The sequence below is a fragment of the Dactylosporangium sp. NPDC051485 genome (assembly GCF_040682015.1).
Classification (GTDB): domain Bacteria; phylum Actinomycetota; class Actinomycetes; order Mycobacteriales; family Micromonosporaceae; genus Dactylosporangium.
Genome location: NZ_JBFAZW010000010.1, coordinates 105,779 through 118,132, shown reverse-complemented (window position 1 = coordinate 118,132; position 12,354 = coordinate 105,779). Strand labels below are relative to the sequence as shown.

Sequence of the window (12,354 nt, the reverse complement as noted above, 5' to 3'; positions counted from 1 at the left end):
CGCCCAGCAGCCAGCCGGCCAGCACGTCGGACGGCCAGTGCGCGACCAGGAAGGCCCGGCTCAGCCCGACCAGCCCGGCCCAGGTCAGGACGGCCGCCGCGAGGGTCCGGCGGGCCCACGCGGGCCACGGCAGGGTCCACCCGACGGCGATCGCCGCGCCGGCCACGAGTGCCGACGCGGTGCTGTGGCCGGAGGGGAACGAGTAGCCGTACGACTCGGTCAGCCGGTGCGCGGGGCGCTGCCGGGCGATGAGGTGCAGCAGGGCCAGCCGCGCGCCGGTGCCCACCACGGTGACCGCGGCCACGAACAGCGCCGCCCGCCAGCGCCGGGCCAGCAGCAGCCCGGCCAGCCCCACGAGGACCATCCCGTGCAGCGCGACCGAGTCGGCACTGTGTGTCACGGCCGACATGGCGGCGCGCCACCAGCCGTGGGCCTCGGTGAACCGGCCGAGCGCCCCGCTGAGCGCGGCGTCGGCCCGGACGAACGCGGGGGCCCGGGTGGCGAGCAGGACCACCAGCACGAGCAGGGCCATCGATGGAGCCACGGGGCGCGGGGAGGGCACGCACCATGCTCCCCCGGGGGCGGTGCGGACCATTGTGGGTGCGGGGTGGTATCACGCATATGGGGGGTCGATGCGACGTGCGAGTGCTGGTGGTCGAGGACGAGGTGGACCTCGCGGAAACGCTGCGTGACGGGCTTGGCGGCGAGGGATTCACGGTGGACGTCGTGCACACCGGGGTCGACGGGCTGTGGGCGGCGACCGAGACGCCCTATGGGGCGTACGACGCGGTCGTGCTGGACATCATGCTGCCCGGACTGTCGGGCTACGAGGTGTGCCGGCGGATGCGGGAGCGCGAGGTGTGGACGCCGGTGCTCATGCTGACCGCCAAGGACGGCGAGTACGACCAGGCCGACGCGTTCGACCTCGGCGCCGACGACTATCTCACCAAGCCGTTCTCGTTCGTGGTGCTGGTGGCCCGGCTGCGGGCGCTCATCCGGCGGGGCGCGCCGCAGCGGCCCGTGGTGCTGTGCGCCGGGGACCTGCGGCTGGACCCGGTGCAGCGGCGGGTCACCCGGGGCAGCGAGGAGATCACGGTGACCGCGAGGGAGTTCGCGCTGCTGGAGTTCATGCTGCGCCACCCCGGCGACGTGCTGAGCCGCACGGCGATCATCGAGAACGTGTGGGACGCCCACTTCGACGGCGACCCCAACATCGTCGAGGTCTACGTCGGTTACCTGCGCAAGAAGATCGACCACCCCTTCGGGCGCACGGCCATCAAGACGGTGCGCGGGGCGGGCTACCGGCTCGATCCGGACGGCGGCTGAGCGCGGGCCGAAACCGACAGGCCTGCACAGCGCTCCGTCGCTATTGACAACGATCTTTGCCTTCGGCGACCATTCTGAGAGCGCTCTCACGTCCGCCACGTGGGGGCTGATCAGGCATGCACTTCTCCCCCGCCCCCAGACCGAGAAGGGCACAACGGCTGTGACAGACCAACAAAAACCAACAGGCCGGCCGCGCGCACGCCGCGCACTGCTGGCCGGCGCGGGCGTCGCGGTGCTGGCCGCCGCGTCGTTCGCCGCGCTCCCGCAAGCCTCGGCTTCGCTCCCCGCGACCCCGTCCGGCTGGACCCAGGTGTTCGCCGACGACTTCAACGGCTCGGCCGGCACCGGCGTCAACACCGGCAACTGGCTGTACGACCTCGGCCACGGCTACCCCGGCGGCGCCGGCAACTGGGGCACCGGCGAGATCGAGAACATGACCAACAGCACCCAGAACGTCTACCTGGACGGCGCCGGGAACCTGGCCATCAAGCCGATCCGCGACGGTTCCGGCAACTGGACCAGCGGCCGCATCGAGACCCAGCGCACCGACCTCGCCGCCCCGGCGGGCGGCAAGCTGCGCATCGAGGCCCGGCTGCAGCAGCCGAACGTCAACACCGGCAACGGCGCCGGGTACTGGCCGGCCTTCTGGGCGCTGGGCGCGGCGGCGCGCGGCACCGGGGCGAGCGGCTGGCCCGGCATCGGCGAGATCGACATCATGGAGGACATCAACGGCCGCAGCTCGGAGTTCGCCACCCTGCACTGCGGGGTCTCGCCGGGCGGCCCGTGCAACGAGACCACGGGCATCGGCAGCGGCGAGCGGGCCTGCGGCGGCTGCCAGACCGGCTTCCACACCTACGCGGTGGAGCAGGACCGCAGCACGTCGCCGGAACAGATCCGCTGGTACCTCGACGGCAACAACTTCTTCACCGTCAACGCCAACCAGGTCGACGCGACCACCTGGAACAACGCCACGCACCACGGGTTCTTCATCATCCTCAACGTGGCCATCGGCGGCGGCTTCCCGGACGCGTTCGGCGGCGGCCCCAACGGCTCCACCGTCTCCGGCCAGCCGATGCTCGTCGACTACGTCGCGGCCTACACCAGCGGTGGTGGCGGCGGGGGCGGGGGCGGCGGGGGTGGCACCGGCAAGGCCATCACCGGCCCCGGCGGCCTCTGCCTCGACGTGCGCTCCTCCGGCACCGCCAACGGCACCCCGGTGCAGATCTACACCTGCAACGGCACCGGCGCCCAGCAGTGGACCTACGTCGAGGCCGGCACCACGCTGCACGCCCTCGGCAAGTGCCTGGACATCCCGAACGGCTCCACCGTCAACGGCGCCAAGCTGCAACTGTGGGACTGCAACAACACCGCGGCACAGGTGTTCATCCACCGCGCCGACAACACGTACTACAACCCGCAGGCCAATAAGTGCCTGGACGACCCGTCCGGGTCGGTGACGCCGGGCACCCAGGTGCAGATCTGGGACTGCAACGGCACCGGCGCGCAGAAGTTCTCGCTGCCGGCGTAAGTTTCCCGGTTCGCCGCTGATCGGCGGCCCGGCCCGACGTGCGCGGGCCGGGCCGCAACCGCGGCCCCTGGCTCCGCGTGAAGATCGAGATCGGCGACTACCGCACCGGTGTCAACGACGGTGCGCTCGGCCCTCCGTTCCGCCGCGGACTGGGAGTAGAATGCCGACGCATACCACGACGGACCCTCGACATGCTGGTCGCCGACAGCTGCGGGGACGCCCCGCAGCCGGTGACCGCCGTCACCTGCACCCCGCGCTGAGCCTTTGCTAAGCCCAGCCGCCCGGCGACCGATGATCGCGATGTTGCCGGGCTGGACTGGGGAGCGCACATGACCGATCGATGGATGGCCGTCGGGACCTCGCTGAGCGCGGACTCCCACGAGGCGGGACGGGAGGCCGCCCTCGCCGCGCTGGACGGCCCCGACCCGAAGCTGCTGCTGGTGTTCGCCGGCATCGAGCACGACCCGCGGCGCCTGGCCGAGGGCGTGCGGGCCGCGGCGCCGGGCGTGCCGGTGCTCGGCTGCTCCACGCACGGCGAGATCGGCGACGGCGGCCCGCGCGACGGCAGCGTGGTGGTGACCGCGCTCGGCGGCGCCGGCTTCTCGGTGAGCACCACCGCCGTGCCGGAGATCTCGGGCCGCCAGCGCGAGGCCGGCGCGGAGGCGGCCCGCTGCGTCGCCGCGGTCGACGACCGGCCGCACCGCGTGCTGCTGCTGCTCACCGACGGGCTCGCCCTCGACCAGGAGCTGGTGATCAAGGGCGCCTACGGCGTGCTCGGCGCCGCCGTGCCGCTCTTCGGCGGGGCCGCCGGCGACGGCTGGCGCATGTCCGGCACCTTCCAGCTGCACGGCACCGACGTCTACGGCAACGGCCTCGTCGCCGCCTGCATCGGCTCCGACGCGCCGATCGCCATCGGCATCGACCACGGCTGGCGCCCGGCGGGCGAGCCCCTCGTCGTCACCCAGAGCGGCGACGGACGGGTGCACGAGCTCGACGACGCCCCGGCCCTGGACGCCTACCTCGACCGGCTCGGCGCCCCCGGCGACGTGTACGGCGACGAGGTCGCCCTGCGCCACTACGTGCTGAGCCGCCCCCTGGGCGTGCAACGGCGCAGCGGCATCCAGATCCGCAACATGAGCACCGCGGTCGACGTCGCCGGGCGCACCATCGGCGGCGGCGGTGACCTGTCCCTGGGCGCGCTCACCTTCGCCATGGAGGGCGACGAGGAGTCGGTGGTGGCCGCCTCGGCCCGGGCCTGCCGCTCGGCGATCGACCAGCTCGACGGGGTCACCCCGGTCGGCCTGCTCACCCTGAGCTGCGCCGCCTGCCGGGCGGTGCTCGGCGACGACGGCGTGGCCAAGGAGGGGGCCGGCATCGCCGAGCAGGCCGGGAACATCCCCTTCGCCGGCTTCTACACCTACGGCGAGATCGCCCGCACCAGGGGCATCAACGGGTTCCACAACCAGACGATGGTCGTCCTGGCGTTCGCCTGAAAGGGGACCTGCGGTGGCCGAAGGAGCTCTGGCTGCGCAGCACCTGGTCGAGCTGCTCGCGACCGTCTCCGGCTACGACGACGAGGACACGGCGATCCACGCCGCGGTCGAGCGGGCCGCCGAGACCGTCGAGGCGGAGGTCTGCGCCCTGCTCATCGGCGACACCGTGATCGACGCCGTCGGCCTGCCCGAGGGCTCGGCCGACTACGCCGAGCTGGCCCGGGTGCCGCGCGGCCGCGGGCGCGTCGAGCTGCCCGGCCTCGGAGCGTGCGGCGCCGGCTGGGCCCAGCTCGGCCGGGCCGACGAGGGCGTGCTGGTGCTGGCCCGGGCCGGCGACGACTTCAGCGTGGCCGAGCACAACCTGATCCGGGGCATGGCCAAGGTGCTCGGCCTGACCCTGCGGATGCTGCGCCGGGAGCGTCTGATGCGCCACCTGTACGACATCCAGCGCCTCATCTCGCGCCGCGCCCCGCTGGCCGAGGTGCTGCGCGCGACCCTCGCGGCGGCCGCGGACGTGCTCGGCGCCGTGGAGCTGTTCCTCGTCGACCCCGACGACCCGGACGGCGCCCTCGTCACCACCGGCGGCGCGGGCCCGCTGGCCTGGCGGCGCCGGCCGATGGGCGACGACCCGCTGGTCGCCTCGGTGATCGCCATCGACCGGGTCCAGGAGCGGCCCGGCGGGCGCATCGCGGTCCCGGTGCACGAGTGCGGCCGCACGGTCGGCGCCCTGGCCGCCGACCCGCTCCCGGGCCACCGCCTCGACCGCGACAACCTGCTCTCCTTCGCCGAGCACGTCAGCCTCGCCCTCACCGACGCCGAGGCCGCCCGCGACATGGAGGCCGCCCGGCACGACACCCTCACCGGCCTGCCCGGCCGGGCGCTGTTCCACGAGCGGCTGCGGCACTGCCTGGCCCAGCGTCCCGCGCCGGGCACGATCGCGCTGCTCTTCGTCGACCTCGATGGCTTCAAGGCGGTCAACGACACCCTGGGCCACGCGGCCGGCGACCTGCTGCTGGCCGAGCTGTCCGGGCGCCTGCAGGCCGCCGTGCGCCGCGGCGACGTGGTCGGGCGGCTCGGCGGCGACGAGTTCGCGGTGGTGCTGAGCCCGGCCGGGGAGGACCTGGCGGCCGAGGTGGCGGCCCGCATCATCGACGAGCTGTCCCGCCCCGTCCCGGTGCCCGGCGGCCTGGCCGAGGTCGGCTGCAGCGTCGGCGTCGCGCTCAACGGCGCGGACGGCGACGAGGACCTGCTGGCGCGGGCCGACATGGCGATGTACGAGGCCAAACGCTGCGGCGGCGGCCGCTTCGTGCTCGCCGGCGCCGAGACGCTGCGCCTGGTCGAGGGGGCGACGCTGGTGCCGTGACGCGCGCGGAGCGGTCGGGATCGGCGGACTGGCATCGACGCGCGACACTGAGCTCGTGCAGATCGTCGAGCACAGTGTCGTCGGTACCCGCTCGGCCGTGCTGCGGCTGCGCCGGCCCGGCACCGAGCTGCAGTTCGTCGTGTTCCCGATGTTCCACGTGGCCAGCCCGCGCTTCTACGCCGAGGTGCGCGAGCGGCTGCGCCGCTGCGACCTGCTCGTGGTCGAGGGGGTCTCCGGCCGCTCGCCGCTGACCTGGGCCATCACGTCGACGTATCGGATCATCCCGGCCAACAAGCGCTCCGGCCTGGTGGAGGACGACATCGCGTACGGCTCGCTGGGCGTGCCGGTGATCAACCCGGACGTGAGCGCGGCCGAGCTCGCGCAGGGCTGGCGGGCGCTGCCGGCGCGCACCCGGCTCCTCATGTGGCTGGCCATGCCGATCGCGGCCGTGCTGCAGCTGTTCGACGGCCGCCGGCGGCTGCTCGGCCCCGAGGTCGAGCTGGACGACCTGCCCGCCGAGGCCGACCACGAGGTCATCGAGCAGGTCGACGACGTCTTGGGCGGCGCGCGCGACGAGCGGCTGCTGGCGATGCTGTCGCGGATCCACCGGGAGCGCGGTGCCGAGCGGATCGACGTGGCGGTGGTCTACGGCGCCGCGCACACGGCGGCGATCGTGCACGGGCTGCTCAGGCGGCACGGGTACCGCCCGCGCTCCTCCGAGTGGCTCACGGTGGTGGCACCGGCCCCTTCGCGGACTGCGCCGCGTCCCCAGCCGCCGGAGCCAAACCCGGAACCGCAGCCGCAGCCGGCCGAGGCGGCGGCGCCAAACCCAGAACCGCAGCCGGAGCCGGAGCCGGAGCCGGAGCGGGCCGAGGCGGTGGACGCCCGCCGGGAGCTCGTGCAGGTCGCCCTGGCGCGCCGGATGGCGGCCACGGAGCCGCACGCCTACCGGCCGAAGCTGGCCGCGGCGCTGGGCGCGCTGGCGCGCCGGCTGGGCGACCTGGGCCGCTACGAGGAGGCCCTGCGCGCCGCCGACGAGGCCGTGGACGTCTACGAGGAGCTGTACGAGCGCTACCCCGGCTCGTACCGCGCCGCGCTGGGGATCGCGACCAGCAATTTCGCGGTACAGCTGGATCGCCTCGGCCGGTACGGGGACGCCCTCGCCCTCGATGAGCAGGCGGTCGAGATGCTGCGCAGTGCGCACCGCAACGATCCCGGCGCGCGCGCCGACGGCCTCGGCCACGCGCTGACCAACCTGGCCGTGAGCCTGTCCCAGTTCGGCCGCGACGACGAGGCGCTGGCCGCCGCGCGCGAAGCGGCCGAGCTGTACCGCGCGGCCGGCCGCCGCCGCGCGGGGTACAGCCGGGCCCTGGTCATCCTGTCCGCCCGGCTGCAGGACACCGGCGCCTACGACGAGGCGCTCGAGGTCGCCACCCGCTCCGCCGCCATCGCCGGCGACGCGGCCGCGGAGCAGCGGGCCGCGGCCCTGCGCGCGGCGTCGGACGTGCTGTTGCGCCACCTCGGCCGCCCCGAGGAGGCCCTAGCGGCCGCCGAGGAGGCGCTGGCCCTGCAGCGCCGCGTGGGCCCGCCCGACGGCGTGGACCTCGCGTGGTCGCTGCGGCGCGTGGCGAACGCCCTGCACGCCCTGGGCCGCCCGGCCGAGGCGGTGGCGGCCGACGAGGAGGCGCTTCCCATCTGGCGGTCCCTGGCCGAGCGCTACCCGCTCGCCCACGAGGCCGACCTGGCCGCCGCCCTGGCCGCCCACGCCGAGCACCGCGCCGCCGCTGTCCCCTGAGCCCCGGGCGCTCAGCCGAGCAGCAGCGGCACCACCACGATCGCGAAGAAGTCCAGCAGGAAATGCGCCACCACCGGCGCCACGAGGCTGTGCCGCCAGACGTACAGGCCGGCCAGCGCCAGCCCGGTCACGCCGGCGGTCAGCACGCCCGCGCCGCCCTCGTACCCGTGCCCGGCCGAGAACACGAGCGCGGACAGCAGCACCGCCCACCCGCGGCTGCGCAGGACGCTCGCGAACCGCAGGATCAGGTACCCGCGGAAGATCGTCTCCTCGGCGACGGCGACGACCGCGACCAGCGCCACGCCGAGCAGCAGCTGCCCGACATCGGGCGCGGCCAGCAGCGCGGTCGTCCGCGGCCCCGACAGGCCGGCGCCCCGCAAGGCGATGTTCAGCGCCTGCATGCCGATCAGGAGCGGCACGAACAGGGCGGCGCCGAGGGCCGCCTCCCGCCCGGCCGCCCGGGTGACCCAGCCGATGGCCGCGACCGGCTGGCGGGCCCGCGACAACAGCAGCAGCACGAGGGCCACCAGGGCCACGTCGCGCAGGATCGTCGCGACGGCCAGCAGCGCGAAGCTCCCGCCGGCCGAGCCGCTCGCCAGCAGCGACAGCAGCCACGGCGGCACGACGAGCAGCAGGAACACGAGCAGTTCCGCCGACTCCTGCCGGCGCGACAGGCCGCCGGCGGATGCCCGGTCGTTCATCGTTGCTCCGGTGGCGCCTCCGGCGTCACGTGCCGGTAGGCGCCGGCGACGGCGTCATCCCGCCCGGCGACGGTGTCGCCGGGGCCGGCTGCCGCATGCCGCCGTGCTGGTGCACCTTGATGAACTGTGCGGTGTACGTCTCCGCGCCGGTACCGGCACCGCTGGTCGTGCCGGCGATCACGATCTTCGTGCCGGCCGTCAGGGCGTTGGGTTGCAGGGTGTGCCGCTGCTCGAAGACCCGCAGGTTGCTGCCGAGGTTCCACGTCCTGGTCCACCCGTCGGCCGACTTCACGGTGACCGCCGAGCCCGTGGCGGAGGTGAGCGTGCCGACCTGCATGGCCACGTTGACCTGTCCCTTGTCGGTCTGCACGACGCCCTCGCCGTGCTCGACGCCCGAGAGCATGCCTCCGTGGTGGTGGTCCTGCGCGCCGTAGCCCGGAGCCGGTGCCGTGGTGGCCGTGCCACCACCCGGCGGGGCCGGGCTGGGCTGGGCTATGGCCGTGGCCGGTATCCCGACCACACCGGCGCCGGTCAGCACCGCGGCGCCGACCGCGAGGCCGATTCGATTTCGTGTCATGTCGGGTCCCTCCTAGCGCTGGACCTAACGGTCAGCTACCACGCGGGCACCGGCGGCAAACTCCCGACCACGCGGATTCTGCCCTCGCGCGGACCCGGCGGCGACACCGCAGAACGGCGCAGGAACTCCTCGAAGGCGCCCATCATGCCGCGCCCGGGCCCGCCGGCTTCGTCGATGCCGCCTGCTGACCCGCTCCCGTGGCGTGGCCCCGCTCAGCGCGCCCGGGACGGCCTCGGGTGCACCACGGCGACCGGGCAGGCCCCGCTCAGCGCGCCCGGGACGGCCTCGGGTGCACCACGGCGACCGGGCAGGCCCCGCTCAGCGCGCCCGGGACGGCCTCGGGTGCACCACGGCGACCGGGCAGGGTGCGTGGCGCAGCATCGCCCGGCTGACGGACCCGAGCAGCAGGCCGCGGAGCGTTCCCCGGCCGCGCGCCCCGACCACGAGCAGTTCCGCGCCCGTGCTGGCCCGCTTCAGCGCCCCGGCCGGCCCGCCGAGCTCGACGTGCAGCCGCAGGTCGACCTCCGGGCACCGCTCGCGCCAGCCGGACATCACCTCCGCCAGCAGCCGCTGCGCCGCGTCGCTGCGGGCGCCCAGGCCGAAGTACCCGGGCAGGGGCTCGCCGAGGACCCGGCCGACCGGCAGATCGTAGGCGTGCACCGCGGTCAGCCCGGCGCCGCGAGCCGCCGCCTCCTCGACAGCGAACGCGACGGCCGCCGCTGAGGCCGCGGACCCGTCGACGCCGACGACGACCCGCCCCTCGTTCGGGCCGCCGGCGCCGCTGCGCTCGCGGACGACCACCACCGGACAGGCCGCACGCTCGGCGATCTCGGCGGCGATCGAGCCGGCGAGCGCCGCGCCGAGCTCCCCGATGTCCCGCCTGCCCACCACGACCGTCGCGGCGCGCTCGGACGCCGCCAGCAGCGCCGGGATCGGCCGGCCGCCGATGACCTCCCCGGTGATGTCCAGCCCGGCGCTGACCTGACGCGCGAGGGCGGCCGCGTCGGTGAGCAGCCGCGCGGCATGGGTCGTCGGTCGCGGCGCCCCGGCGACCGGAAGCGAGAGGCCCGGCGGCGGGTACACCAGGGCCGGCCCGTCGCAGACGTGCAGCAGGTGCAGCGGGCACCCCCGGTGCGCGGCGTCGTCCGCGGCCCACCGTATGGCCCGGTCGCCTTCCGCGGTGCCGTCCACACCGACGACCGCCGCCCGGCTTCGCCGCCGCATGGCCGCCATCTCGCTGACCGACATCGGCACGGCCCCCTCGACGTGACCGGTGTTCAACAGGCGCTTCCCACCGCGGGCGGCTTCATGCATCCGAGCGCCCCCGCACCGCGAGGCCGCGGAAGGCGGTTCCGACGACGTTGCCGGCCCCTTCGGTGACTTCTGCGTGGGAATCGCCGTTTTCGCGCGATATGACCGTCTGCTCGATGCCATTCGCCGGATACGCCGGTTCGTCACCGGGACGGCCGATTCGGACACGGAACGTCCCGTTTGGCCGAGGCCACCGATCCTCGGTGCCAGCCGGCGTATCCGCTCCCGATGGCCATGATGCCATCGCCGTACGCTGCGGGAATTGCCGGGTCCATCGACGGCCCACGCCGCGACGACCGCGGCCCGGCGCCCCTGCGGCGCAGGACGGACAGCGGTCGCGACATCCGTCGTAGCCCACGTTCGAGTGGATCGTGGGAGTGTGAACGGACACCTCGGTAGCGAGGTTCACGCCCGGAGCAGGTATTGTTCGGACGGAGCGTGGAGGCCATCGCCGACGATCTGCGATGGACTGCGTTCCGCTAACAGGAGGAAAGTGTGGCTAGCGGTACTGTCAAGTGGTTCAACTCCGAAAAGGGCTTCGGCTTCATCCAGCAGGACGACGGCGGCCCGGACGTCTTCGTCCACTACTCCGCCATCGCGAGCAGTGGATACCGTGAGCTCGCGGAAGGCCAGAAGGTCGAGTACGAGGTGACCCAGGGCCAGAAGGGTCCTCAGGCGGAGAACGTCCGCGGTCTCTGACTCGGTCCCGGCAAAACACCCTGAGCGTCGTCGGAGCGCCGCATGCCCAGCATGCGGCGCTCCGACTTTGCGACGCTCCGGCTTTGCGGCGTGAAGGGGCCATCTCGTCACCCACGCCGGCGAAGTCCGCGGCGGGCCGTGGGAGGACATCCCGTACAACATGGATCCCAGACGTGACGCCGCCCTCGCCTTAGAGGTAGATCTCGGCCAGGCGGGGGTAACGGGCGCGCACCTCACCCTCGTCGTCGTGGTCGAAGCCGTCGCCGAGTAGCGGCCCGTTGAACGTCTCCGCGGGCAGCTCGGCGCGCGCCGCGTCGACGGCGGCGTAGAAGTCCTCGTTCGCGTCGAACGCTACTCGCCCGACGTACAGCATGTCTTCGCACTCCAAGAAGTCGTCGTCGGGGTCGACGCCGAGTTCGGCGAGCGTGTCCGGGTCTCGAAGGGCCCGCTCCCAGGTACTGCGGCCCTGCGCGACGAGCCAGCCGCGGAAGTAGTCGAAGGCGTCGTCGGAGCAGCCCCCTTTCATGCGGTAGGCGGCGCCCCAGAGGTCCCAGTCGTACGACTCCGGACCGAGCGCGTCGTAGCGGACCTGGAACGCAACCGCCGCCTCCCGGCCCAGCTCGGCGAGGCGGTCCCCGATGCGCCCGGCCACCTTCTCGGCGCCTTCGCCGGTCCGGGTGTCCTCGACGCCCTCGCGGGCGCGGTCCACGATCGCCCAGAACCCATCCCGATCCATGATCGCCATGCCCGCGATCCTGCCACGCCCCGCGCCCGGGCACCCGAGGCCGCGTCGTCGGCACCGTCCTGAGCCCGCAGCGCCATGCCCCCTCGCCCGGGCACCCAAGAGGCCAACTTCAAGAAAATTAAGATCAACTTCTTGAAAGTTAATTCCTCTCGGACATAGTCTTGATATATGGCAGAGCAGGCGATGGAATGGCAGGAGCTCACGAACCTGACCCGGGGCCAGCCGTTCGTCGTCGAGCGGGTGCGCCTGGCGGGCAGCGGCATCGCGATCGAGGGCGAGTTCGAGGTACCGCAGCTGGCGCAGCTCAACGTCGAGGATCAGGTCTTCGTCACGGCGTTCGTGCGGTGCCACGGCTCCATCAAGGAGATGGAGCGGATCTTCGGGGTGAGCTACCCGACGATCAAATCGCGACTGAACCGGATCACGCAGATGCTCGACTTCGTCGAGACCGATCCGGCGCCGTCGCGGGCCGATGTCATCGATCGGCTGCGCCGCGGCGAGATCACCGCACAGCAGGCATTGTCCGAACTGGAGGGGCGGACGTGATGCCGCAGCTGCTGACCGTACGGGTCAAGCGCCCCGGCGGTCGTCCCATCCGGATCTGGGTTCCGGTGCTCCCCGTGGTGCTCGTGCTCGCACCGGTCGTGGTCCTGGCCCTACTGGCGGCGGCCGTGGCCTGCCTCGTGTACCGCATCAGCGTGGCGCGGGCGCTCGGCACCGGCTGGCGCATCGTATCCGCACTGCCCGGCACCCGGGTCGACTTCACGCAGGGTCGCACGGCCGTGCTCGTGGCTATCCGTTAGGAGAGGTTTTCCG

Annotated in this window: 12 protein-coding genes and 1 pseudogene; 8 read left to right on the top strand and 5 right to left on the bottom strand. The window is 73.7% G+C overall.

All coding sequences use genetic code 11. From position 1 onward, the window contains the following. Positions 1-37: 37 nt before the first annotated feature. Positions 38-364 (bottom strand): annotated as a pseudogene (locus AB0M46_RS08125) (hypothetical protein); the annotation flags it as partial. A gap of 275 nt (positions 365-639) precedes the next feature. On the opposite strand from AB0M46_RS08125, the gene AB0M46_RS08120 reads away from it, so the two are divergent. The 5 genes from AB0M46_RS08120 (at position 640) to AB0M46_RS08100 (ending at position 7,505) form a co-directional block, all read left to right on the top strand. Beyond that, complete coding sequence (locus tag AB0M46_RS08120) at positions 640-1,326, top strand: response regulator transcription factor (RefSeq protein WP_363333700.1); 687 nt, start codon at positions 640-642, stop codon at positions 1,324-1,326. A gap of 160 nt (positions 1,327-1,486) precedes the next feature. Beyond that, positions 1,487-2,854 (top strand): ricin-type beta-trefoil lectin domain protein, encoded by a 1,368-nt coding sequence (locus AB0M46_RS08115; RefSeq protein WP_363333698.1) that lies wholly within the window; start codon positions 1,487-1,489, stop codon positions 2,852-2,854. A 329-nt stretch (positions 2,855-3,183) separates the two neighbouring features. Continuing rightward, positions 3,184-4,347 carry an FIST N-terminal domain-containing protein gene (locus AB0M46_RS08110; RefSeq protein WP_363333697.1) on the top strand — a complete coding sequence of 388 codons (1,164 nt, stop codon included), beginning with the start codon at positions 3,184-3,186 and terminating at the stop codon, positions 4,345-4,347. A 13-nt stretch (positions 4,348-4,360) separates the two neighbouring features. Continuing rightward, a complete protein-coding gene (locus AB0M46_RS08105; protein WP_363333696.1) occupies positions 4,361-5,710 on the top strand; it encodes a GGDEF domain-containing protein in 1,350 nt (449 codons plus the stop codon). Between the two features lie 55 nt (positions 5,711-5,765). Beyond that, positions 5,766-7,505, top strand: coding sequence for a tetratricopeptide repeat protein (locus AB0M46_RS08100; RefSeq protein WP_363333694.1), 1,740 nt, complete (start codon positions 5,766-5,768; stop codon positions 7,503-7,505). 11 nt (positions 7,506-7,516) lie between these two features. On the opposite strand, the gene AB0M46_RS08095 is transcribed toward AB0M46_RS08100, so the two are convergent. From AB0M46_RS08095 to AB0M46_RS08085, 3 genes are all read right to left on the bottom strand, one after another. Continuing rightward, entirely contained in the window at positions 7,517-8,206 is a 690-nt protein-coding gene (locus AB0M46_RS08095) for a CPBP family intramembrane glutamic endopeptidase (RefSeq protein WP_363333692.1), read from the bottom strand. Between the two features lie 25 nt (positions 8,207-8,231). After that, positions 8,232-8,783, bottom strand: a complete 552-nt coding sequence (locus tag AB0M46_RS08090) for a hypothetical protein (RefSeq protein ID WP_363333690.1) — start codon at positions 8,781-8,783, stop codon at positions 8,232-8,234. 318 nt (positions 8,784-9,101) lie between these two features. Further along, positions 9,102-10,064, bottom strand: coding sequence for a universal stress protein (locus AB0M46_RS08085; protein WP_363333689.1), 963 nt, complete (start codon positions 10,062-10,064; stop codon positions 9,102-9,104). Positions 10,065-10,589: 525 nt separating this feature from the next. Between AB0M46_RS08085 and AB0M46_RS08080 the strand changes: the two genes are divergently transcribed. Continuing rightward, positions 10,590-10,793 (top strand): cold-shock protein, encoded by a 204-nt coding sequence (locus AB0M46_RS08080; RefSeq protein WP_363333687.1) that lies wholly within the window; start codon positions 10,590-10,592, stop codon positions 10,791-10,793. Positions 10,794-10,983: 190 nt separating this feature from the next. Here the strand turns inward: AB0M46_RS08080 and AB0M46_RS08075 are convergent, their stop codons facing one another. After that, positions 10,984-11,538: a DUF4240 domain-containing protein gene (locus tag AB0M46_RS08075; RefSeq protein ID WP_363333685.1), complete on the bottom strand. Its 555-nt coding sequence runs from the start codon at positions 11,536-11,538 to the stop codon at positions 10,984-10,986. Between the two features lie 168 nt (positions 11,539-11,706). On the opposite strand from AB0M46_RS08075, the gene AB0M46_RS08070 reads away from it, so the two are divergent. Continuing rightward, positions 11,707-12,084, top strand: a complete 378-nt coding sequence (locus AB0M46_RS08070) for a DUF2089 domain-containing protein (RefSeq protein WP_363333683.1) — start codon at positions 11,707-11,709, stop codon at positions 12,082-12,084. After that, positions 12,084-12,341 (top strand): hypothetical protein, encoded by a 258-nt coding sequence (locus tag AB0M46_RS08065; RefSeq protein WP_363333681.1) that lies wholly within the window; start codon positions 12,084-12,086, stop codon positions 12,339-12,341. Before AB0M46_RS08070 ends, AB0M46_RS08065 begins: the two co-directional genes overlap by 1 nt. Positions 12,342-12,354 lie beyond the last annotated feature (13 nt).

Excerpts from the sequence above, each read along its gene's own strand:
- AB0M46_RS08065 (WP_363333681.1), top strand. The coding sequence starts at position 12,084 with ATGCCGCAGCTGCTGACCGTACGGGTCAAGCGCCCCGGCGGTCGTCCC.
- AB0M46_RS08110 (WP_363333697.1), top strand. The coding sequence starts at position 3,184 with ATGACCGATCGATGGATGGCCGTCGGGACCTCGCTGAGCGCGGACTCC.
- AB0M46_RS08070 (WP_363333683.1), top strand. The coding sequence starts at position 11,707 with ATGGCAGAGCAGGCGATGGAATGGCAGGAGCTCACGAACCTGACCCGG.
- AB0M46_RS08090 (WP_363333690.1), bottom strand. The coding sequence starts at position 8,783 with ATGACACGAAATCGAATCGGCCTCGCGGTCGGCGCCGCGGTGCTGACC.
- AB0M46_RS08075 (WP_363333685.1), bottom strand. The coding sequence starts at position 11,538 with ATGGCGATCATGGATCGGGATGGGTTCTGGGCGATCGTGGACCGCGCC.
- AB0M46_RS08095 (WP_363333692.1), bottom strand. The coding sequence starts at position 8,206 with ATGAACGACCGGGCATCCGCCGGCGGCCTGTCGCGCCGGCAGGAGTCG.